Source organism: Mucilaginibacter sp. P4_A11 (assembly GCF_056402535.1).
In genome coordinates this window covers 139,766-163,756 of record NZ_JBFUHE010000013.1, presented here as the reverse complement: position 1 = coordinate 163,756, position 23,991 = coordinate 139,766, and the positions used below count along the sequence as shown (strand labels likewise).

Annotated in this window: 19 protein-coding genes and 3 tRNA genes; 8 read left to right on the top strand and 14 right to left on the bottom strand. The window is 41.9% G+C overall.

Annotated features, from left to right (window positions below; translation table 11 throughout):
* The 4 genes from AC1DUD_RS22960 (at position 1) to AC1DUD_RS22945 (ending at position 2,711) form a co-directional block, all read left to right on the top strand.
* Positions 1-483 carry a hypothetical protein gene (locus tag AC1DUD_RS22960; RefSeq protein ID WP_477378726.1) on the top strand — a complete coding sequence of 161 codons (483 nt, stop codon included), beginning with the start codon at positions 1-3 and terminating at the stop codon, positions 481-483.
* A 174-nt stretch (positions 484-657) separates the two neighbouring features.
* Positions 658-1,875, top strand: coding sequence for a multiheme c-type cytochrome (locus AC1DUD_RS22955; protein ID WP_477378724.1), 1,218 nt, complete (start codon positions 658-660; stop codon positions 1,873-1,875).
* Between the two features lie 39 nt (positions 1,876-1,914).
* Positions 1,915-2,145, top strand: a complete 231-nt coding sequence (locus AC1DUD_RS22950) for a DUF4287 domain-containing protein (protein ID WP_477378722.1) — start codon at positions 1,915-1,917, stop codon at positions 2,143-2,145.
* Positions 2,146-2,585: 440 nt separating this feature from the next.
* Entirely contained in the window at positions 2,586-2,711 is a 126-nt protein-coding gene (locus AC1DUD_RS22945; RefSeq protein WP_477378720.1) for a hypothetical protein, read from the top strand.
* 166 nt (positions 2,712-2,877) lie between these two features.
* Here the strand turns inward: AC1DUD_RS22945 and AC1DUD_RS22940 are convergent, their stop codons facing one another.
* The 4 genes from AC1DUD_RS22940 to AC1DUD_RS22925 all read right to left on the bottom strand — a co-directional run bounded on the left by AC1DUD_RS22940 (position 2,878) and on the right by AC1DUD_RS22925 (position 4,278).
* The gene (locus AC1DUD_RS22940) at positions 2,878-3,117 is read right to left on the bottom strand and encodes a transcriptional repressor (protein WP_477378719.1); all 240 of its coding nucleotides are present in this window, start codon (positions 3,115-3,117) and stop codon (positions 2,878-2,880) included.
* Between the two features lie 921 nt (positions 3,118-4,038).
* Positions 4,039-4,112: transfer RNA gene (locus AC1DUD_RS22935), tRNA-Cys, on the bottom strand.
* Positions 4,113-4,118: 6 nt separating this feature from the next.
* A tRNA-Ile gene (locus AC1DUD_RS22930) sits at positions 4,119-4,191 on the bottom strand.
* Between the two features lie 13 nt (positions 4,192-4,204).
* Positions 4,205-4,278: transfer RNA gene (locus AC1DUD_RS22925), tRNA-Pro, on the bottom strand.
* A gap of 419 nt (positions 4,279-4,697) precedes the next feature.
* Here AC1DUD_RS22925 and AC1DUD_RS22920 point away from each other — a divergent pair.
* Together AC1DUD_RS22920 and AC1DUD_RS22915 are read left to right on the top strand one after the other, a co-directional pair.
* Positions 4,698-6,269, top strand: coding sequence for a TROVE domain-containing protein (locus tag AC1DUD_RS22920; protein WP_477378717.1), 1,572 nt, complete (start codon positions 4,698-4,700; stop codon positions 6,267-6,269).
* A 1,007-nt stretch (positions 6,270-7,276) separates the two neighbouring features.
* Positions 7,277-7,960 carry a TIGR02117 family protein gene (locus tag AC1DUD_RS22915; RefSeq protein ID WP_477378715.1) on the top strand — a complete coding sequence of 228 codons (684 nt, stop codon included), beginning with the start codon at positions 7,277-7,279 and terminating at the stop codon, positions 7,958-7,960.
* Positions 7,961-8,074: 114 nt separating this feature from the next.
* Here AC1DUD_RS22915 and AC1DUD_RS22910 read toward each other — a convergent pair whose 3' ends face one another.
* The 3 genes from AC1DUD_RS22910 to AC1DUD_RS22900 form a co-directional block, all read right to left on the bottom strand.
* Complete coding sequence (locus tag AC1DUD_RS22910) at positions 8,075-10,363, bottom strand: GH92 family glycosyl hydrolase (RefSeq protein WP_477378713.1); 2,289 nt, start codon at positions 10,361-10,363, stop codon at positions 8,075-8,077.
* A 181-nt stretch (positions 10,364-10,544) separates the two neighbouring features.
* Entirely contained in the window at positions 10,545-11,204 is a 660-nt protein-coding gene (locus AC1DUD_RS22905; RefSeq protein ID WP_477378711.1) for a basic secretory protein-like protein, read from the bottom strand.
* Between the two features lie 319 nt (positions 11,205-11,523).
* Positions 11,524-12,555, bottom strand: a complete 1,032-nt coding sequence (locus tag AC1DUD_RS22900) for a LacI family DNA-binding transcriptional regulator (protein ID WP_477378709.1) — start codon at positions 12,553-12,555, stop codon at positions 11,524-11,526.
* A gap of 415 nt (positions 12,556-12,970) precedes the next feature.
* Between AC1DUD_RS22900 and AC1DUD_RS22895 the strand changes: the two genes are divergently transcribed.
* Positions 12,971-14,299, top strand: coding sequence for an APC family permease (locus tag AC1DUD_RS22895; protein WP_477378707.1), 1,329 nt, complete (start codon positions 12,971-12,973; stop codon positions 14,297-14,299).
* Positions 14,300-14,301: 2 nt separating this feature from the next.
* Complete coding sequence (locus AC1DUD_RS22890) at positions 14,302-15,459, top strand: trans-sulfuration enzyme family protein (protein WP_477378705.1); 1,158 nt, start codon at positions 14,302-14,304, stop codon at positions 15,457-15,459.
* A gap of 59 nt (positions 15,460-15,518) precedes the next feature.
* On the opposite strand, the gene AC1DUD_RS22885 is transcribed toward AC1DUD_RS22890, so the two are convergent.
* The 7 genes from AC1DUD_RS22885 to AC1DUD_RS22855 all read right to left on the bottom strand — a co-directional run bounded on the left by AC1DUD_RS22885 (position 15,519) and on the right by AC1DUD_RS22855 (position 23,986).
* On the bottom strand, positions 15,519-16,121 hold the full coding sequence (locus tag AC1DUD_RS22885; RefSeq protein WP_477378703.1) for a hypothetical protein: 603 nt from the start codon (positions 16,119-16,121) through the stop codon (positions 15,519-15,521).
* Between the two features lie 146 nt (positions 16,122-16,267).
* Positions 16,268-17,665, bottom strand: a complete 1,398-nt coding sequence (locus AC1DUD_RS22880; RefSeq protein WP_477378701.1) for an outer membrane beta-barrel protein — start codon at positions 17,663-17,665, stop codon at positions 16,268-16,270.
* A 511-nt stretch (positions 17,666-18,176) separates the two neighbouring features.
* A complete protein-coding gene (locus AC1DUD_RS22875; RefSeq protein WP_477378699.1) occupies positions 18,177-19,517 on the bottom strand; it encodes a sigma-54-dependent transcriptional regulator in 1,341 nt (446 codons plus the stop codon).
* Complete coding sequence (locus AC1DUD_RS22870) at positions 19,492-20,664, bottom strand: M20/M25/M40 family metallo-hydrolase (RefSeq protein ID WP_477378697.1); 1,173 nt, start codon at positions 20,662-20,664, stop codon at positions 19,492-19,494. Before AC1DUD_RS22870 ends, AC1DUD_RS22875 begins: the two co-directional genes overlap by 26 nt.
* A 6-nt stretch (positions 20,665-20,670) precedes the next feature.
* On the bottom strand, positions 20,671-21,216 hold the full coding sequence (locus tag AC1DUD_RS22865; protein WP_477378695.1) for a GNAT family N-acetyltransferase: 546 nt from the start codon (positions 21,214-21,216) through the stop codon (positions 20,671-20,673).
* Positions 21,217-21,424: 208 nt separating this feature from the next.
* A complete protein-coding gene (locus tag AC1DUD_RS22860) occupies positions 21,425-21,607 on the bottom strand; it encodes a hypothetical protein (RefSeq protein ID WP_477378692.1) in 183 nt (60 codons plus the stop codon).
* Positions 21,608-22,036: 429 nt separating this feature from the next.
* A complete protein-coding gene (locus AC1DUD_RS22855) occupies positions 22,037-23,986 on the bottom strand; it encodes a sigma 54-interacting transcriptional regulator (protein WP_477378690.1) in 1,950 nt (649 codons plus the stop codon).
* Positions 23,987-23,991 lie beyond the last annotated feature (5 nt).

Genomic DNA, 23,991 nt, shown 5'->3' with positions numbered 1-23,991 from the left:
GTGGATGTATTTGACGAAGAAATATTAAGTTTCTGGAAAGCACTTCAGGATTTTAACGTTCAATATATTATGGTTGGTGGATTTGCGATCAACCTGCACGGATATCAGCGCTTTACAGGCGATCTCGACATCTGGATAAAAGATACACTGCAAAACAGGCAACAATTAAGAAAAACGTTCATCAGCTGTAATATGGGTGACTATCCCATGATTGAATATATGCAATTTGTTCCCGGCTGGACAGATTTTCAACTTAATAACAGCCTCAAATTAGATATATTAATTGCCATGAAAGGCCTTGAAGGTTATACTTTCGATGAATGCCTGGAGATGGCCTCAATTGCGGAAATTGAAAAAGTGAAGGTGCCCTTCCTACATATCAATCAATTGATCGAAAATAAAAAGGTCATAAACCGGCCAAAAGATCAAATAGATATCATTGCCCTTGAACAGATCCGCAAATTAAGAGACGAGCAATCCTGATCTCACAAATCCAAAATCAAAACTCCCAATTCCGAAATCCCGCCTCCCCTACATTACCTCTACTGCCTGTTTTAGCATTTGTTTTAAATAAATATTGCCTTAAATTGTAATTGGATTTTTCGAGGGTAACTCAAAATCAAAATCAGTTTATAACCAGCCATATAACCGCAAACAATGCTCAAAAAAAGATACCTTTTTTTAGTTCTTATCGCTCTCGTACCTTTAAGTTTCATTTTAACCCAGTGCTACACCCCAACTTCCGCCGATCCACGAGGCGAAATCTATGCCGGATCCGAAAGCTGTAAAAAATGCCATGGTGATGTTTATGCTTCATTCCTGCACACCGCACATTTTCAAACCTCGCAATTAGCTAATATCCATAACATCAGGGGTAGTTTTGCCAAAGACTCTAATACTTTTGAATTTGGAATGGGACAAAAGATAGTGATGGAAAAGCGCAACGATAGCCTTTACCAGGCAGGTTATATCAACGGAAAAGAAACCGAGGCAGAACCTTTTGATATTTCTATAGGCAACCGGAAAGCCCAAACCTATATGTATTGGAAAGGTAAAATGTTGTATGAACTGCCGGTATCTTACTTTGCAGCCATCCACAACTGGGCAAACAGCCCCGGCTATTTGCCCGATCATGTGAATTTTGGCCGCCCTATTTTGCGCCGGTGCCTGGAGTGTCACAGTTCGTATGTAAAAGAGATTTCGCCGCAGAGCGGGGATTTCGGATTTGAGAAGGCTTCGCTTATTTATGGTATCGACTGCGAACGCTGCCATGGCCCTGCAGCCAATCACGTTAACTACCATACCGATAATCCGGATGACAAAAAGGCCAAGTACATTGCTACTTACGCATCCTTATCGCGTACACAAAAAATGGATGCTTGCGCTGTTTGCCATTCGGGGAATAAAAACATCCCTCAACGATCGTCGTTTGAGTTTGAAATGGGCGATACTCTGCTAAAAGATCGCACTCAGCCACGCGTTACACCTGGCAGCAATATGCCCGACGTTCATGGTAACCAGTACGACCTGTTAATAGCCAGCAAATGCTATACCATGAGCAAAATGGATTGCGGCAATTGCCATAACCCTCATGTGAGCCAACCGCAAAGCATGGCCGTATACACGCAAAAATGCTTAAGTTGCCACAGCGAAGCCAATCATAACTTTTGCAAGCTTGCCCCACAAATGGGTAGTGCGATCAAAACGTACTGTATCGACTGCCACATGCCAAACAAGGCATCAAACGTGATCAGGCTCGAATCGGCACAGAGCAAGATGAAAGTACCTTATATGGTAAGGAGCCACTACATTGGTATTTATCCCGAAGAAACTAAAAAGATCCTTGATTTTGTGAAGGGCAAAAAAGGAGTATAATTTTTGAATACATTTGATTTCACCTAAAACATATTAACCATGTCATTCCAGGGATATTTAAAAACAATAAAGGAAAAAACAGGTAAGGGCCCTGCCGATTTTAGGCAATTGGCAGAAGATAAAGGTTTCACCAAAGGAGGTGAACTGAAGGCTGAAACCAAGGCAGCCGATATTACCAATTGGCTCAAAAATGATTTTGAGTTGGGACACGGGCATGCAATGGCTATTTATGCCCTGCTCAAGGGGATCAAGAACGAGGACAGCGAATAAAAGATTTAATGCCAGTCGTGACCGCAGAACCGGCACTGCTTAGCACGAGGAGTTCGGGCAAGTTTTCCACAGATTTTACAGCAATTAAAAAACACCTTGCCGGGATGGTTTTTCAATACATTTTCAGCAGCTGATAAACGCAGTTGCTCGTAACCGTTATCAAGTAACTTCAATATCTCCGGATCGTCTGTAATCTTTCCCTTTTTATCAACCACCTCCTTGCTTTGCTATCTGGCCAGGTCTTATATTCATCCGAAAAATTATAATGGCTTAAAGCAATCGCTTCCCGGCTATCAATCAGGTCACTGAAATACCAAATAATATAATTTACTTCTTCAGCGGTCATCAGGATAAAAGTACAAATCGGCACTCAATTACAGATGATGTAATATAATCTTATAGCGATGAGATAGATTGATACTAGTTCACCTTTTATACAGGTGATCCGTTCTTTTGAAGATAATGCGCTATTGGGAGCAAGCAAATACCTTAAAACAGATGCAGCGTTGTTTTTTACAATGGCTAAAGTTTTCATATTCGGTAGTGTTTCGGTTGGCGTTTATTAATTTACGTCGACCACTGCCAAAAACATACCAAATACACATAAACCTAAAAATCAGTCACTTATAAAACCCCGCAACACTTCTAAAACCACTACATTTCGCAATATCACTTAATAGCTTCGAAATGTAGTGGCCGTTACCCCCTTAAAGAACAGCCTTTCTTAACCATTTATGACGTATATTGGTATAAGGCTTTCCTGGTAACTTTTGGTACTTTGGTAATAATACCTGCATTTTCCATCCGCTTTAAATGCCCATAAATAGACCCTATACTAAACTGAGCTCCATTGGCTTTTACATCCAGCCAAATGGTTTCGGCATCTACCGGTTTGCGGTGGTCCATCAGGTATTTTAAAATAACCTGTGATATAGGGCGTAACTTTATTTCGTTTATAAGATCATCATGCATAGCAGGTGCAATCAAAAATTAATATTCAGTTATAATTAATAAAAAATGACAGCCACGGATTTCCCCCTTTAACTGGCATGTGACATGTTCAGGCTTTACTTGCGATAGCAATATATAAAGGCGTTAGTTATGCCAACATTTAACTGCATGTTAATGCCATTAAATGGAACTTGTTCGGCAATAAAAGTTTGACTGCATAGTCGGGAAGAATTCATAGTTTTGATTAGAATGATTAATTAGGTTAAAGGATCGGTTAACATTTACCCGGTGTGAAGTTTGGCGACCAGGCACCGGGGCTTTTTAATTTTCAGGCGATACCTTACCTGATTTCCCTCTCATTACATCTAACATAGGCTGCTACGGTTATAAGCAAACCGGAGAATGTAAAACTGAAGCGTTGGAGCTTATTCATTTTAATAGTTAAAAAGATTAAAGGGTTGGTTAATTGCTGCCCGATATAAAGTTTGGCGACCAATACCGGGGTGGTTTAGGCTTGAATTGGCATTGTATGACCAATCAGAAATGAATAGCATAGAATAACACACACGTTCTACTTTGATAAAAAGTCGGGGGAATATTATTTCAAGCAACAAATTCATAGCGGTAATGGATTAGTAATCGGTTACAAAGAAATACCTTATTTAGAATAAATCCAAATAAAAACAGCAATATATTGAACAATAGTCGATTATATCAAATACATAAAAAGCAAAGCAAGCAAAAGTTAAGGCGCGCAGAAAGCCTTATTTATAGTAAGGTTATTTATTGCTCACAAGAACACAAAACACAATAAAATAAAATACAATAATGTTTTTATACTTATTAAATAAGTATAAAAACATTCTCAAAGCCCGGATCTAAACCAGAGATCCGGGTAACTAAAACCGGAAGTAAAACAATTACCCACGAACAAAAACAAAGAGGCCGGTACAAGATTCGAACTTGCGGACATTCCTTTTGCAGAGGACTCCCTTGAACCACTCGGGCAACCGGCCATATTGTGGAAATAAAAGGACTTGAACCTTTAACCGACACCGTATAAGGGTGCTACTCTTACCATTGAGCTATATTTCCAGCTGTAAATCAGTAGGGTAACCCGGACTCGAACCGGGAGCCTCCACATCCCAAATGTGGTAATCTGACCAATTGATATACTACCCTGTAAAGCAAAAAATCCCCTTAGTTTTTATCTAAGAGGATTTTTCAATGTTGTTATATACTTACTATATATACATAGCTATCTCCTCTGATAAATCAGTATGGGTGATGGACACTGTATACATATTGTTGTTTTCATACTGCAATGATACAAACAATATTTAAATTAAAAAATAATTATTAAAAATATTTTACAGGAATTATTTGAACCTTGATTCGTAGGATTAAAGGATTACTTGAGTATAATGCTAAAGCGACATATAAACTTCTGAATTTTTACAAATCGCTGAAGCATCAAGTCCATCTTTTAATCCTACGAATCAAGGTTCAGAAAAAAAATAAAAATATTTTTCACTGCGCAAATACACTGCGCAGTAGCCTCTAACCTTTGTATCAACAAAACGAAATAAAGGAGGTGCAAAATGAAATTCAACCTGTTAAGCAGAGTAAAAACCAAAACGACAAATCATGAAGGTGCAAAAGCTTTTATGATGACTGCCGAAATGGAATTGTACACCACGGTAGTTACCTGGAGCTTAAACGACACCTTTTATGAAAAAGACCAGGCACGTATGGAGCGCCTGCGCAACTTGATAGCTAACTGCAACCCGGTATTTGTAGGTAAACTGGCAGTTTATGCACGTACTAAAATGTATTTGCGTTCGGTACCGCTGGTTTTGGTTACCGAATTGGCTAAGCTGCACTCGGGCAACGATCTGGTTGCCCGGGTTACCGACGGGGTTATCGGTCGCGTTGATGAGATCACCGAATTGCTGGCTTGCTACGAAACACTGAACCAGCGTAAGGGCACTAAAAAGCTCAATCGCTTATCAAAACAAATGCAAAAAGGTTTATCACAGGCGTTTAACCGCTTTGATGAATATCAATTTGCCAAATACAACCGCGATGGCGCTATAAAAATGCGCGATGCTTTGTTCCTGGTACACCCACGGGCTAAGGATGATTTGCAACAGCTGATCTTTAACAAGATAGCCGCGAACGAATTGCAAACGCCTTACACCTGGGAAACAGAACTCTCGGCCCTTGGTCAGCTGAATTTTGATAGCGCCGAAGCTAAAGCAATTGCGTTCCGTGCAAAATGGGAAGAACTGATTGACAGCGGTAAAATAGGTTATATGGCCTTGCTGCGTAATCTGCGCAACATACAGGAAGCAGGTGTAAGCTATACTCACTTTAAAAAAGTGTGTGCAACCCTTGCCGATGGCGAACAGGTGGCCAGGGCCAAACAGTTCCCATTCCGCTACCTGGCTGCATACCGTGAGCTGATAACACCGACTTCTGCGGTGCAAAACATCGCACGTGCAGCAAAAGCGACAATAACCGGCAACAAAGGTTACACAGGCGAACTACTGGATGCTTTGGAAAAAGCGGTACAGGCAAGCGCTGCCAATATCAGGGGCTTTGACGAAAACACCCGGGTGTTACTGGCTTGTGACGTATCCGGTTCGATGCAGAAACCGGTATCAGCAAAATCAAAGGTGTTGCTGTATGATATCGGCCTGATGCTGGCCATGCTGCTGCAATCGCGCTGTAATAATGTGCAGGTGGGCATGTTTGGCGACCGTTGGAAAACCATTACGGTGCCACGCGGTAACATTTTAGGTAACGTGCAGGAGTTTTACCGCCGCGAAGGCGAAGTAGGTTACTCTACCAATGGCTACCTGGTTATCCATGACCTGAGTACTCGCAGGATACAAATGGATAAAGTAATGTTATTTACTGACTGCCAGTTATGGAACAGCAATAACAACATAAACCATATCCAGGAGCAATGGGTTTATTATAAACAACACATTGCACCCAAGGCAAAACTGTACCTGTTTGATTTGGCTGGCTATGGCCAGGCACCATTGCAGCTGTTACAAAACGATGTACATTTAATTGCAGGCTGGAGCGATAAAGTTTTTGATGTGTTAGCAGCTATCGAAAACGGAAATTCGGCTTTGAGCATTATTAACAATATAGATTTATAACATGTGCGGGGAGGCTAACATCCCCGCATTAAAAAAATAAAGATGCCGTTAGGTGAGAGTTACTTCGCAACCAATTTCGGGGGAGGGCATTGTGGCGCAAGCTGTGATGGAGGTTCGAGTCCTCGCCACGCAGGTCCCCAAAGTCTCTTGCCGCCAGTTGCTCTTTATATAAGAAGGTGTCGTTTATAAGTGTTACTTCGATCCATTACTGTAACGCCGGTTTGAATCCGGCCCCGAAAGGGTAGTTTAGATGATTAGAACGCAGTGTAAGCATACACTTATAGCTTGTTGCCCTTCTTTTTAAAATATTAAAAATAAAATAAGGTGCCGTAAATGAGTACTACTTCGTTTTGGGACGTCAGGGTTGCCGGTTCGAAACCGGCCTGCGGGCAACCGCAGTAGCTCAATTGGTTAGAGCATGATGCAGAAGACTTATTGATCATAGCCCTTATTTTTAAATGAACAACAGGTTAAAGTGCCGTAAACAAGTATTACTTCGCTTTTTTAACCCCAAGGCCGCCGGTAAAATCCGGCCTTTAGCCATAAGCTAAAGTAGCTCAGGAAATTAAGTCAAGAGCATGGGACAACCGAACCACTTGTTAGCAATTGCCTTTAACCTGTTGTTCATTAAATCTTTTAACCTAAACCTGTTGCAATCAGGAATAAAGATGCCGTTAGCAAGCGTTACTTCGCCAGTCACGCAAAATCAAAAACGCTTGCTGTTTATTGCTCTTTATTCTCTGATTTTTTAAAAAAAACTCTCATGAGAAAAACAAAAAGGTGCCGTAAATCTTGTGATGCTTCGGTCAGAACGTCCCAGCTGTAGCCGGGAAGACGTTGGTTCAAATCCAACCGTAATTAATTTTACAAGTAGTTTAGCAAATAGATTCACAGGTTGTTTTTAGCCCTTTTTATTAAACTTAAACTGACAGGGTCAAATATACAACAGGGTCACCTTATTGCACTTCCTGTATTAATTAAGGTAACTAAACCTAATAACCTTAATTATGATAACCGTTAAAAAAATTGCAAAAGTAATTTTAAGGCTTGTGCTGGGCTTAGTGGCATTTGTGCTGCTTTATCTTCTCTCGGCTTTCCTGTTTTCCATCTGGACTGTTAAAAAAGAAGCAACGACCTCAAATGATGTAGCCTTTTACATCCTAACCAATGGCGACCATACGGATATTGTTGTCCCCGTAAAAAACGGCATTACCGATTGGAGCAGGGAGATCAGCTATGAAAACACTATCAACGGCGATACTACCGGCAAATATTTAGCTATAGGCTGGGGTGATAAAGGCTTCTACCTCAGTACGCCTACCTGGGCGGATTTAAAATTTAGTACAGCTTTTAAAGCGGCATTTGCATTAAGTACATCTGCCATTCATGCTACTTATTACCAAGCCATGCCCGAAAGCAACGACTGCAAAAAAATAATGATCAGCAATAAGCAGTATAAACGGTTGGTTGCCTTTGTGGATAGCAGTTTTAGAAGAGATACCAAGGGCAAGGTCATCAACATAAAAACAAATGCCAACTATGATAAAAACGATGCTTTTTATGAGGCCGAACGCAAGTACAATATGTTTTATACCTGTAATACCTGGGCCAATAACGCCTTAAAAGCAAGCGGGCAAACCGCCTGTGTATGGACACCTTTTGACAGAGGGATCTTTTATCATTACAGGTAGATAAATATACACAGCCTGGATTTTTTCATTTCAAACAAAAAGGACTTTCCAATGCGGAAAGCCCTTTTTTAACTCCGAAATCGAAAATCCGAAATCCGAAATCAAAACCAATCACTACTTGTGCTTCGAGCTCATGTAAAAAGTGATCTCGCCGCCGTTCATAATCTCATCATGGCTTATAAACAGCTTGTCAAGCGGTTTGCCGTTCAATACCATTTTTTGTACATAAACATTTTTAGCGCCTTGATTTTTCACATTAATGGTGAATGTTTTGCCATTATCCAAATTGATCACCGCATGGTCAACAGCCGGGCTACCGGTTGAGTATTGGTCAGAACCAGGTGCTACCGGATAAAAACCAAGTGAGGTAAATATATACCAGGCACTCATTTGGCCGGTATCATCATTACCGCCTAAACCATCAGGGGTTGGCTTGTACATCATCGGCAAGATCATGCGTACGCGCTCTTGTGTTTTCCATGGCTTATCTGTCCAGTTGTACAGGTAGGCTACGTGGTGTGATGGCTCGTTGCCATGTACATAGTTACCTATGATTCCGTCGCGGGTGATATCTTCCGTTTCGGCAAAATATTTATCGGGCAGGTTCATGGTGAACAATGAATCCAGGTAGCGTACAAAACGTTTGTCGCCGCCCATTAACTTGATCAAACCTTCAGGATCCTGCGGAGCAAAAAGGGTATAGTTCCAGCTATTGCCTTCAATAAAACCTTCGTTAATGGTGCTCAATGGATCAAACTTTGTCCTGAACGAGCCGTTAGCCAGTTTAGGGCGCATGAAACCTACTGCCGGGTCATAAACATTTTTATAGTTTTCTGACCGTTTGATGAACTCTTCGTAAATGTCATTCCTGTTCAGTTTTTTGGCAAGCTGAGCAATAGCCCAATCGTCAAAAGCATACTCAAGAGTTGAGGATACCGATACACCGCTTTTGTCGTCAGGAATGAAACCTTTGTCCATATACTCACCAATGCCTTCATAATCGCGGTGGCGGGCTGTAGCAACACAGGCATCAAGCGCTTTATTGGCATCAAAGGTTACATTACCTTTTATTACGGCGTCGGCAATTACAGCAACGCTGTGGTAACCACTCATACACCAGTTTTCGTTACCCGAGTTTGACCACACCGGCAGCATATGCTCAGGGCTTTGATCAAAATGTGCCAGCATTGACTGGATCATATCGGCGTTGCGTTTCGGCTCGATGATATTGAACAGCGGGTGCAATGCACGGTAAGTATCCCACAGTGAAAATGTAGTGTAATTGGTAAATCCAACCGCTTTATGCACATTTTGGTCGAGGCCCTTGTACTGACCGTCAGCATCCATGTACAGCGTAGGATTGATCATGGTATGGTACATAGAAGTGTAGAAATTCAACTTGGTTTCCTTGCTTCCGGCAATCTCAATTTTATGCAATTCCTTTTCCCAAAGCTGCTGTCCGTCGTTCTTGATCTTATCAAAATCCCAGCCCGGCGCTTCAGTGCGCATATTGTTCAACGCGCCTTCCATGCTTACTGGAGATAAAGCAAACTTGATCTTGATCTTCTCCCCTTCTTCGGTTTTAAAGTCGAAATAGGTACGAATCTGTCTTCCTGCAATTTCGGGGAAGTTTTTGGTTTGGTTGAACTTACCCCAGAAACCACCGTACACCTCACGCTTGTCATATTTCTTGTAACCATGCTGATAGAATGGTTTTGAAAAGCTCACAGCAAAATACAGCGTACGTGTACGTGCCCAGCCGTTGGTTTGACGATAACCAACAACAGTTGAATCATTCACTACCTTAACGTAAGTCCATACATTTTTATCAGGATAGTTGTAGATTCCCGCCATCAGGTCAAGGATAATATGCGATTGATCCGACTTAGGGAAAGTATACTGGTGAAAACCAACCCTTGCTGTAGTAGTTAATTCGGCTGTAATATTATTGGCATCAAGCTTTACCTTGTAATAGTTGGCACCGCTCACCTCGTTTTGATGTGAAAATGTAGATCGGTAACCACTACCTGGTTTATCTGCGGTTCCGGGGTTAAGTTTCAACGCACCAACAGTTGGCATGATCAAAAAATCACCCAGATCTGAGTGACCCGTACCGCTGAAGTGGGTATGACTAAAGCCCACTATGGTTTTATCATCGTATTGATATCCCGCACAGTATTTATATACATCCGGGTTGTAATGACCATCCTTTTCGTAGCTTGCTGTATCAGTTTCAGGGCTTAATTGAACCATGCCAAACGGCACTGTTGCACCCGGATAGGTATGCCCCATGCGTTGGGTGCCTATAATTGGGTTAACATAATCAACCAGCTTTTCTGTTTTGGTTTGAGCCTGGCTATAAACGGCCGAACCTATTAATAATGCTGTAAGTAATCTTTTCATTTGTACTTTTAAGTATATCATTGGCTCCTCGTATACGAGGAAATTCTCTATCGCCGCAATGGGCTCTCCTGTTCATTTTACATTACAGCCTTTATTTGTGACAAGGCAACTAATTTATATAAAACAGTGCGCTAAATATGGTTTACAAAATATTTGTTACAGGTATATAAGTAAATCAACGTTAAATAGCAGGATTTGCTGCATAAGCAGCCCACAATTCATCAACAGTTTTACCGGTAAGGTTTTTCCAGCTATCGCTGGTGAAAGTATGCTCGCGCAGTTGTTTATCAAGCGTCTTTACCAGGTCGGGTTTTACATTTTTCTCGGTCCAAACCAAAAAACGGGCAGTTACACGGTATGCATTATCATAGTTTTGAGTGGATTTAAATGCAGGCAGGGCCCATTTGGCACCGGCATTATCGACACCAAATTTAAAGCGGGCATAATCGGCAATCCCTTCGGTTAACCAACCCGGGCCATCGCTGTTACCATAGGCCTGTACAATGTGCATTACTTCGTGCGTAACCACATCGATATCGCCTGGATGTTTAGTCATGTATTTTGCACTGAATACTACGGTATCATTCCCGGTAGCAGCCACGCCATCATAAGCAGTGTCGATAACAAACGTTACTTTTTTTGATGTTTTTTTGTTGTACTCTTTTGCCAGTTTAGGATACACTTCAAAAAAAGTTTTAATCAGTCGGTCTTTCAAATCGGTGCTAAATGCAGCATCCTTATTGATAAAAGTTACCTGGTAGCCCTTTTGCTTAAAAACATCCTGTGCCTGGACAAGCGAACACGAAATAAAGAGTAGTGATAAGACGAATATTTTTTTCATGAATAGTTTTGGTTTTTGCGAATGATAGTAGTTGAAACCGTCCAAATATAGATAAAACGTTTTATCATTAAAAGCACATTCTTTTGTAATATTATTACTATCCATCCTGCAAAAATAAACGCCCGCTGCTCTTCAAACAACAGGCGTTAGTATTAATTAAACAATATTATTAGAAAAGAACTATGAAGCGTTTGAACTATTAAGAGATGATCTCTTGCCACACTACCTTTGGTTTGGCAGCATATAAATCCAAAGCTAATTAAATAAAACGTTTTACCAAAAGTTTTTCGAATTTTGTTTACCAATACTAAACATATTTTTAAGCTGAGACTTTTGATAAAGTAGACCCCCGTTCAATCAGTTTTGAGGGGATCTGGAGATCAATTTTTGACGCATCAAGCTTGTGCGTGTTGATCTGCGCCATTAAAATATCAATTGCCGACTTTGCTATATCATAGGTAGGCTGCTGTATGGTAGTAATTCCTGGTGGATACAAGCTAAACACCTCATTATCATCAAAGCTTATCACAGCAAGGTCCTCAGGGATCTGGAGCTTGAGATCTTTAATGGCCTGTAAGCCCATAGTTCCCAGATAGTTGGTAGTAAAAAACACGGCATCCATCTGTTTTTGTTTGTCAATAAATGCTTTAACGGCCTCAACTCCTTCGTTTTTATCCATATCGAAGGGAACTTTTAAAACCATTTTACTACTGTCCTTCAGCTTATTGTCCTTTAAAGCCGCCTTATAGCCCAGGCTTCGGTCATTAAGCTGGATCAGCCCCAGATCGGCGGTTACCATTCCGATATTTTTATATCCTGATCTTACAAAGCAATCAACGGCGTTATAGGCGCTTGCAAAATTATCAACCAGTACGTGCGGGATGTTTGTTCCGGGAAAATATCCATCAATAAGCACTACAGGCTTTTCATTATCAACCAGGCTCTGGATATCTTTTTCCAAACCCTTCATCGGGGTAATAATATAACCATCAACCAATTGCTGGCTTAACATCCTGATCATATCCTTACCCTTTTGCAGGTTATTGTTGGTACTGCAATATATGATACGGTAACCCCCTTTTTCGGCCTCCTCTTCTATCACCTTGGCCATCTCCCCAAAAAATGGTCCGCCAATACTCTCCACTATCAGCCCTATAACTTTTGAAACACCGGTACGCAAACCAACCGCCATACGGTTAGGCTCATACCCGTTTTTTTGGGCTACATCTAATATTTTTTTGCTGATCTCTTTGCTAATACGGCCTTTGCCATTTAAAACAAATGAAACAGTAGTAATTGACGTATCGGTAAGTTTGGCTATATCCTTAATGGATATCTTTTTTTTCATCATCGTTTATCAAATTCAAGGTTTAAGGTTTAGTTCATTCACCGCTTTAAATATTTCGTCAATTTATGTTCGATCCGTAATTATTAAAAAAACAGGGCTCTTCTATCAAAAATTTATTTTTTTATTACTTTTCGGTTAAAAATAGCAACTTTATTTACCTAACTGCCAATATTTTAACCTTACGATATAAACACTTTAAACCGGCAGGGTAAATATAGCTTATGACTTCCATTTTTGACCGGTTTAACAACAATTTGTTACAAAACTGTAAAAACAAGCGTCAATTTCAGGTCACAGCATTAAAAAAATAAAAATTCACTATGAATTTAATAAAAGCTTTTATCAACTCAATTAATAATGAATTAATGCTAAATTTAGATTTTGTGTTCACCCTGATTAATTGATATTTTAAAAGTACATGAGCATAACGCCAAAACTTAACCGTTTTGATCTTTCAATGATTGTTGTGAGCCTTGTGATAGGCATGGGCATTTTCGCGGCACCGGCTGAAGTGGCAAAAAACTCGAGCACGCCTTTTTTATATTTCGGGGCCTGGCTGCTTGGGGGGGCAGTGAGCCTGTGCGGAGCGTTAACCTTTGCCGAAATCGGGGCCCGCTATCCTACTACGGGTGGCTTTTATAAGGTCTTTTCATACTGCTTTCACCCGGCTTTTGCTTTTATGATCAATTGGGTATTGGTAATAAGCAATGCCGCTTCGGTTGCTGCTGTAGCGCTCATTGGCGCAGAATACATTAATCCCGTTATTATGCCCCAAAGTCTGCAAAATGATACGGGCATCAAGATCATGACCATAACCTCTGTGCTTATTTTATATATTATCAATTACCTGGGCATTAAAATGAGTGCCCGCACTCAAAATGTACTTACCCTCTTTAAAATAGGTATGATCCTGATTTTGTGCACCGCGGTGTTCAAAGGTAACATACATACCGCCAAAGAAGTTATTGCGTATCATACTAATAACAACATAAGTGCGTTCGGAATAAGCCTGGTAGCTGTATTTTTTACCTATGGCGGTTATCAGCAAACTATAAATTTTGGAGGCGATATTATAAACCCGAAAATCAATATCCCTAAAGCTATATTTTTTGGGATAACTACCGTGATATCATTGTACATGCTTATCAACTTTGCCTATTATTCAGTTTTAGGCATCAGCGGGCTTCAGCACAAAACAACACTTGCGGCAACACTTGCAGGCGTTTTGTTTGGCGCTGCGGGTTATAAAATAGTATCCCTGCTGATGTTTGTTTCGGTGCTGGCTTTTGTCAATGTAAATATCATGGCCAATCCCCGTGTTTACTATGCCATGGCCGAAGATGGCATATTGCCCGCCCGTTTTAAAAGGGTAAACAGCCAAACCCAGGTACAAGAGTTTGGCCTCAGCTTTTTTGTTGGGGCAGTGCTCGTTATTTTATTTGTTGCAAACTCGTTTCAGACCATATTAAGCTATGTAATGTTCTTTGATACCATTGGCCTTTCAACTGCCGCTATTACGATCTTCATTTTACGGCGCAAAACCAAACAGCTTAACAATACAGGAATCTATATTATGAAGTGGTACCCTGTTATCCCTATCATATTTATTATCACCTATTGGTTTGTTACTATCAGCATTTTTATTGAAAATCCGCAGGCTGCTTTAATATGCATCAGTGCATTTATTGCGGGCCTTATTATCTACTATATCACAAAACGAAGCCAAAAACCTATTACGACACTTTAACTATGGATTTGTCATTTATTTTAAATGAACTTGGGGAGGAAAGAGAAAATTACTTTAACGCCGTCTCGCCGCCAATTATGCAATCAAGCAACTTCAGTTTTAAAGACGTTGCAGGGCTTAGGCAAGCCATGAGTGATGAATTTGAAAGCAGCCTATATTCAAGGGGGCAAAACCCAACACTAAATATACTTAGAAAAAAACTTGCCGCGTTAGACGGGGCCGAGGACGCCCTTTTATTCAGCAGCGGCATCAGCGCCATAAGCGTCCCTATCTTATCGCTGTTAAAATCGGGCGATCATATTATAGCTGTAGATAACCTATACAGCTGGACCATTAAACTATTCAAAGACTTTTTACCTAAATTTGGCATCACCACCACATTTATTGACGGAACAGTTTTTGAAAATTTTGAAAAAGCCGTAACTCCGCAAACCCGGTTAATCTATCTTGAAAGCCCTAATACTTTTTGCTATGAGCTACAAGATATCAGGAAGGTAACCGTTTTTGCCAAATCAAGAGGTATCATAACCATGATTGATAACAGCTACTGCAGCCCCCTTTACCAGCAACCAATAAGTATGGGGGTTGACCTGGTAGCGCAGTCGGCAACAAAATACATAGGCGGTCACTCAGATGTGGTAGCGGGTGTGCTTACCGGCAGCAAGGCTATGCTGAAAAGGCTTTTTGAACACGAATTCATGAACACAGGCCCGGCGCTGTCGCCCCATTCGGCATGGCTGCTTTTACGGGGTTTAAGAACGTTGCCGCTCCGCCTGCAGCGCAGTTTTGAAAGCACCCGGATCGTTACAGAATGGCTTGCCGACCATCCGGCTGTAGAAGATGTGATCTGGCCTTTTAGCCCTAAGTTTAAACAGGCCGAATTAGTTAACCAGCAAATGCAGGGTTGTGGGGGACTGTTTAGTATTACCTTAAAAAACAGTTCATTTAGTAAGATTGAAAAGTTTTGCAACAGCCTGCAGCATATCCTCCTTGCAGTTTCGTGGGGAGGACATGAAAGCCTTGCTGTTCCGGCCATTGCCTCATTTAGTGAGACTGAATACTCGGTCGATAACGGCCATCATCAGTTGATCAGGATGTACATTGGCCTGGAAGATCCTCATTACTTAATAGCAGACATTAAACAGGCTTTAGAAAAGTAAACAATCCCGGCCTCGCGCCGGGATTTGCTGTTTAGTTAGGAAATCAATAGTTAATTTATTTATAAGGATGCATGTTGAGTGCCTTTTGCGCGCTGATGCTCAAAATACAGGTATTTTATCTGATACTCCCGGTTAATACTGTCATAAGCCATCAGGTCGGCATCACCATGAAAGTAATTGCGGATGCTGTATCTGAAATCATTTTGATCCGGAAAACTCCTGTACACATTTGCTATGGTTAAATTTAAAACAGGCGTGGCAGTACCAGTGCTGTAAAAGTAATTCTCAGTCCGGGTATAACCTTTACCTTGCGGAATTAACTGCGCATGGCAGTAAAGCGTGAAGCCCGCTGTATCAAGCACTTCGTATGCTTCATTTTGATAAAGCCTGTAATCTTTACCCCCATCGCGATAACCAAAGATTTCACTTTTCGATAACCTGATCTTTTTCCCTCCGGAGGTAAGGCTGATGTGCTTACCACCTAAAAAATCATTGAGTTTTAGTTTCGTACCAACTTCGGGTACATAGCTCAGTTTACCGGCTTTGTAATCCTGTGCAGTTAAATAAATCCCTGCTTTTACACTTTCATTTTGTGCCATAAGGCGGTTTGCCTGTATACCGATCAGCATCATGATGATGATCATTTTAATTGAATTTTTCATTTTGTTTACTATTTATTAAAAAATTAAGGGCATAAAAAAGCCGGGCGGCAAAACCCGGCCTCCAACCTTTACTAAACCTACCCTTACAATCCAAACGGGATAAGTTATCGCGGTTTTAAAGTACGTTTATATAATCTGCCGGCTGCTTAAAAGCGAACCAGCAGGGCAGCTATAAATCTTGTTTCTGAGTTTACCAGATCTGGGGTAAAGTTGGTGCCATCCAATGGTGTGGTATTGTAACCATCGGGCGAGGTAACGCCTCCGTGACCGGCAAAATATGGCACATTAGCATGACGGTGAACAACTTCCATCCTGAATGTCAGGTAGTCGTTAGGCATCAGATCGACAGTGGTTGAATAATCATAAGCTTTAAATTTATCGCCGGGATTAGCCGAAAACGGATGTGTACCTACAGCGCCTGTGCCTACTGCCGGTATCGGGTTTGCATCGCCGGTTGGGTAAAGCACCAGGTAACGGCCGGGGTTATTCATCACACCGCCGCCAAAAGTCCAACCTAAATGACCTTTAGCCATTACCATACGGTGGTAAAACATGGCACTTGCAAAATATTGGGCAGGGCCCTTAACCGGATCAGATGTGAAGCCGTTAACGCCATCACCTTTTTCATCGCCAAGGTCGCCTGTTATGGAGAAAGCTGCGCTGTTTACAAAGCTGTTTTTATTTGTGTTTTTGTAATAACGTACCTCCACGCTGTTATCGGTATGGAAACGTTTACGGCCGGGTTTATCCTGGGTATCGGCACCGTAATAGTTGTTGGTTAATACCTGCAGCCACTCTTTAGGACGCCAAAGGATCTGACCACCAATACCCGGCCTGCTGTTAAACATACCGTATGATTGCCAGCCGTTGATGAGCCAAGGTTCGATTTTCAGTTTGTCTGATACAAAGATCTGTACACGCACACCGTTAAAGAACCATGGTGTATTATCACTGGTGAACGATGGTTGGTATGCCCAGTTCTCGGCATTATAATACGAGAACAACCCTACGTACGACATGAAGATACCGGCATCAACGTTAATGCCATTCAATACATTGAAGTGGTAACCCGCATTGGCCTCGCTCAGGTAGCGGTAAGCCGTAGTAAGGTCAAACTGCCCGCGGGTGACACTAAAGTCGTTACGAGGCACTACGGTAGACCGAGTACCGAACTGGGTCAGTAAGCTGGCACGCACGTTATCGTAATGAAAATCACCGCCGAAAGCTACTGTAGATATTTCAAACTCGTGGTCGCGGGCGAGGGCGGTTGAACCAACCACAGTATGGTCTATCGGGTTATTATTTGATGCGGTGTAATTAAAATCAAGCAGGAAACGGCCTGTAAAATATTTAGTATCAAGCAGGGCTTTGTGACGGCGGTCGTTGCCGTTAAGCCAGGTAAAATCGCCAAAGGCAAATGGTTCGGGTTTGGTTTTTACGGTGTCTTTAACAATGGTGCTGTCTGGTAAAGATGCAGCGTTTGCCTGGGCGTAGGCTAAAAGTAGTGTAAGGCCTAAAGCAATAAATAAGAGAAGTTTTTTCATTTTGAATATGAGATTATTTGTTCGCGGCCGGGATGGTTTGCAGTGTTTAGTTTAATTATCCCGGCCTGCGTTAATTATGGCACGCCTGCCAATTGCTATACCAAAGCGGCTGCAATATTTGGGGCCGCTTTGATTATCAGCAGTTTATTAGTTTTTACTTTATTTTTTATTTGTGGATATCTGAATGATCCATTTCATTTTGAGATGATGATTTTCTCATGCTGAGCAGGTAAGAGTTCGTAGTCTCTGAAGTGGAATGACTTAATCACATAGTCATGCTGATTGTTTAAATCCGGGGCCTCTAAAAGTGAAATAGCAAAAGAGGGCCGGTCAGTCTGAGCCTGTCGAAGACTCGTGCGCAGAGGCCCTGCCCACTATGCTTCAACAAGCTCAGCATACCCCCTATTTTTATTATGTCATGGCTAGCTTGTCGAAGGGTCGCGCGCAGAGGCCTGCCCACCATACTTCGACAGGCTCAGCATGACATCCTCTTTTTAATTATCCATCATGATCAGTTCATGATAATATGATACTCTTCAATTTTGCGGTACAAGGTGGCTAAGCCAATCCCAAGTACCCTTGCAGCCTCAGATTTATTTCCTTTAACATATTTCAGGATTCTCCGAATATGGTGACGCTCCACACTATCCAGGTCAAGCGCTACCAGGTCATAATACCCACCGTTGTGAAATTCGTTAGGCAGTAGTTTAGGCGTTAGCACAGGTTCATCCATCAGAATAATCACCCGCTCAATCACATTTTTAAGTTCGCGGATATTACCGTTCCATTTGTGCTGGTTAAGCAGCTTAAAAAAGGTCTCATCCACATCGGGCTGCTTTTTCTTCACCTTGGCCGAGTACAGCTTGATGAAATGTCGGGCCAGCACCTCAATATCCCCTATCCTATCCCGCAGGGGCGGCAGCACAATCGAAAACCCGGACAGGCGGTAAAACAAGTCGAGCCTAAAATGCCCTTCTTCCGATTCCTTTTGCAGATCGCGGTTGGTGGCCGCGATGAGGCGTACATTTACTTTAATAGTTTTGGTCTCTCCTATTTTAATAAAAGTTCCGTTTTCGAGTACCCTCAACAGTTTAGCCTGCAAATCGTGGCTCATTTCGCCAAGCTCATCTAAAAAAATAGTACCGCCGCTGGCTTCTTCAAACAAGCCCTTCTTATCTTTAAGTGCTCCCGTAAACGCTCCGGCTTTGTAACCGAATAATTCGCTCTCCAGCAGCTCTTTGCTAAACGCGCTACAGTTAACGGCAACAAAGGGCTTATCTTTACGCAGGCTTTCATAATGAATGGCTTCGGCAAATACTTCTTTGCCTGTTCCTGTTTCGCCCAAAAGCAAAACCGTGGCATCGGTTCGGGCTACTTTTTTTGCCAACTCAACTGCTTCCAGTATAGCAGGAGATCGTCCCAACACTATCGGGAAGCCGTGCTGGGTTTCAACCTGGTTTTGCAGTTCATTGATGTGGTATTGCAGGTTGGCTTTGTCAAGCGCTTTGCTCACCAGCGGAATGATCTTATCATTGTCATCGCCCTTGGTTAAATAATCAAAAGCCCCGTTCTTGATAGCCAGCACCCCATCGCTGATAGTACCGAATGCCGTTAGATTGATGATCTCGATATAGGGCTTTATTTGTTTGATGCGCTGCACCAGTTCAACCCCATTGGCATCGGGCAGCTTTACATCGCTTAATACTACCCTTATATCCTCGCGCTCAATGAAGCGTAAACCGGCTTTGGCATTGGGGGCCTGGATCACGTTATAACCTTCCAGCACCAGGATGCGGGCCATCAGCTCGCTGAGTTTAACCTCATCATCAATTATTAATATGCTTGATTTCATTTTTGTATTTGTTTGGATTATTGATGAGCATCAGCGGCAGTGTTTCAAGCAGCCGTACATATAAGTTGATGCCCTTCTTGATCTCTTCGAGGTAGATATACTCATCAGCCGAATGTGAACGGGCCGAATCACCGGGGCCTATCTTTACCGAAGGGATAGATAACCAGGCCTGGTCGGATGTTGTGGGCGAGATATAGGTTTTGCAACCAACTGCAATCCCCGTTTTAACTATCGGATGTTCGGGAGATACCGATGAAGCCCCCAGCGAGCCGGGGCGTGGGTTTACCTGGCACGATACATTCCGTTTAATAATATCAACTATCTCATTTTGCGAAAAGGTATCGTCATGCCTGATATCAACAGTAAACTCACACTTGCCCGGTACGATATTGTGCTGGGAGCCGGCTTTGATGGTAGTAACTGTCATTTTCACCGGCGCTAACCCCTTCATTTGCTGCGGAAACTGGTAGAGGCTAAACCATTCCAAATCGCGCAGACATTTATGAATTGCATTATCGCCTTCCTCACGCGCAGCATGACCAGGGCGACCATTACTTATGCAATCAATAACAAGATTACCTTTTTCTGCAATGGCCATTTGCAGTAAAGTTGGTTCGCCAACTATGGCCAGTTCACACTTACCCAGTAACGGCAATATTGATTTAATACCGTTTTCGCCCGAGTTTTCTTCTTCCGCAGTAATGGCAAGGCAAAGATTAAAACCCAAACCCTGATAGCAGTAAAAATGCAGGAAAGCTGCAATAAGTGATACCACGCAGCCACCGGCATCATTACTTCCAAGCCCATAAAGTTTCCCCTCGCTTATTTCCGGGCAAAACGGATCTTTTGTGTACCCCTCGTTTGGCACAACCGTATCCATATGAGAGTTAAGCAGTATTGTCGGTTTAGTTTCATCGTAGTATTTATTATAGCACCAGATATTGTTTCCCTGCCGTTTTACCTTAACCGAATAATTCATCAAATGCTGATATATAGTATCGGCAACCGCGCTTTCATCACCGCTAAACGATGACGTTTTGATCATGTGCTGCAACAGCACAACAGATTCGCTGAAGAAATGCGGATTTAAAGGCATCGTGTGCCCAATTAAGGAAGTAACAGGCTGCTCATTCAATGTTTTCATCATGATTGATTAGTTTAGTTGAGGATCAAATAACATGGCGGTACACAGGCAATTGCAACGATTTTTACTTTGCAGTACATCGTAGTTTACACAGCTTTTGCAGGCATCCCAAAAACGAGGTTCGCGTGCTACTTCGGCATAGGTTACCGGCTCAAAGCCAAGGCGGGTATTCATTTTCATAATGGCCAGGCCGGATGTAATGCTGAATATTTTTGCGGTGGGGTATTTGCTACGCGAAAGGTTAAAAATGCTGTTCTTAATTTCGGAAGCCACACCCTGGTTACGGTGCTGCGGTGATACGATAAGGCCGCTGTTGGATACAAATTTCCCGTCGTCCCACGTTTCAATATAGGAGAAACCTACCCATTCGCCATTTTCCGTTACGGCAACTATGGCTTTGCCGGCGTCGATCTTTTCTATTACTGAGGCTGCCGATCTTTTGGAAATACCCGAGCCCCTTGCTATGGCCGAACTTTCCATTTCCCTGATAATTTCATCGGCGAACACTACATCGGCCGGGATAGCCGGCCTTACAATAATTCGTTCATCTTCCATTTTATATGTTTATTTCAGCTATCAGCACGGATTTGTTGAATAACTGTACATACCCCAATGCCAAAAGAATGCCCGTTGTGGCACACTTATACCATTTATAGGTTTAGGCCGTGTAAATGAAGATTTTAATTTTTATCGAAGGATAGGGACGTAAAAAAAGCCTATCAAAATGAAAGGCTTCTATTTTCAAAACAAGCTATTTTGATAATTATTCAACCGGCTGATGGTATTCAGGGGCATTTTTAAAATGCTCCAGGTAGCCGTCGGGGTTTACAGCAAGGCCGCTCATTTCAGTTTTGGGTGATACTTTTTTCTTTTTGGGGCCGGAGATAGAAAGAATGATAACTGCTAATAAAGAGGTTATTTTAAGTATGATATAAAATGTTGCCATGGCTTTTAACTTTATTTAAAAGCCGGTAGTAAACTAAACCTGTGCCAAAAACTTCAAGATCATCCTCAGTAGCTCATAAACAACTATTGGCATTACCTAACTAAAACCCACCTCTATCATTTTGGGAGATGTAAATTATCAAAATGATAGAGCGTTGGGAGTAAACACTAATAGCATCAACCTGCTAACACATGGGGGTTAACAGGGTTAACACAATTCAGGGCTAACATTTGCTTATATAGTTAATAATCAGAAAATTAAGAGTTTACTTTTCAAAAAACATGTTAACCCCCTTTTTATATAAATATTATCTGCTAAATTTCAATTTATAGGTAACACAACGCCAGGGGTGGTCAATTTGATTTATGATACCATCTCTCATTCTCTTAATTCTCGATCACATCAAAATTAAGCGCATCAACAAGGTATTCACTCCCACTTTTTAATGCCCAGCTTTTGCATTTTTGAGTGCAGGGTTGATGGTGGCAAACCTAATTTGGAAGCGGCACCGTCCTTGCCGCTTATTTTTCCATTGCAACGTTTCAACACGTCCAAAATATGATCGCGGGCATGCTCATCAATGGTTTTCAATCTGTCGGTTACTATTTCTGCATAAACAGGGCTTTCTTTTTTCCCTTGTAATTTAGGCAGATAGGCATCTTTTATTACCGGGCCATCGGTTAACAGGATACTGCGTTCAATAAAATGCTCCAGCTCACGTACATTACCCGGCCAGTGGTATTCAAGCAGCTGACTCATCACATTGGGCGAAATGCCAGTTATTGCTTTACCGCTTTTTTGTGCATACCGATCTAAAAAATACTTAGCCAATACAGGAATATCATCCTTACGTTCCCTTAACGGCGGAATGGTGATCGGGAACACAAACAACCTGTAATATAAATCAAGCCGGAAGCGGCCTTCCTCAACCTCCTTTTCCAGGTTACGGTTAGTGGCCGCGACTATACGCACGTTGATCTTAACGGGGCCCTTGCCCCCAATGCGCTCGATTTCCTGCTCTTGTAAAACACGCAACAGCTTAACCTGAAGTTCGGCAGGCATTTCACCTATTTCATCTAAAAAAATTGTACCGCCATCGGCCAGTTCAAACTTTCCGGTACGCTTTTCAACAGCTCCGGTAAAGGCGCCTTTTTCGTGCCCAAACAATTCCGACTCAATCAATGTGGCCGGCATGGAGGCACAGTTTACTACTACCAGAGGTTTGTTTTTACGGGCCGACAGATAATGAATACTTTTGGCTATCCGCTCCTTGCCTGTCCCACTTTCGCCCAAAACCAAAACCGATGTATCAAGCGGGGCTACAATGCCAATATGGTCAAGTACGGTGAGCATCTGATGACTTTTGCCTATAATATCTTTAAAACCTGCGGCTTTGTTTTTCTCACTTAATTCATTCTGGGATAATTTATCACCCCTGATTATTGTTGGCTCGGGGGCATCAAACGGAATGATCTCCTCCACTGTAGTCAATAACGATCTGTGCAGTCGATCTAACAAAACCAAATGATCATTGGTATAACAATCAGTTTTACGGCTGTAAAATGAAAAATGGATAATATCCCCACTTGAGGTGAGCAAAGGCACCCCCAAAAACGATTGCATATTAAAAGCGTGGGCAATGAGCTTTTTAACAGGAAATTCGGGCCAAATTTTTGTAAAGTTAGCCGCGTTATAAAATCCTGTTTTAGTTGCCATTGGGCTACTCTCCTGCATTTGCTTTAACTGGGCTTTATTTGTCTTTGTGATATTTACAAATTCATCTGTACCTATCACCTGGTACTCATCAAACCCTGTACGCAAAAACGAGAGGGCGTTATCAGGGAACCCCATCCAATTTTTCATGGTGATAGTTAAATAATCAAACGGAACATGCGGCTGGATACTCATGGCTATCTTCAGCAGTTTTTGCTTCCAGTTTATAGGCTCGGCAATAATGTTTTTAAATACCTGTTCCAAAGCCTGCTCCTGGCGTAGTTTTGATTCAATACTGTTTTGATGGCGATAAAAAGCAACATCAAGGGTTATCAGTAACTCTTTTTCGCGGAATGGCTTTACCAAAAAGCCATAAGGTTGCGTAGCTTTTGCCTTCTCCAGGATGCTTTCCTGGAAATTAGCAGACAGGTACACAAATGCTATATTTTTTGAGGTAAGGGTTTTGGCGAGGTCAATACCGTTCAGGTTTCCCTTTAAAAATATATCCAGCAATACCATCTCCGGTTTTTGCTCTTCAATGATCTCTAATGCTTCGGCTACAGAATCTGCAATGCCGCAAACTTTGTAACCGGCACGGGTCAATATTAATTTCAGATCGTACGCCACCAGTGACTCGTCCTCGACTATTAATATTTTCTTGTTCATATTAT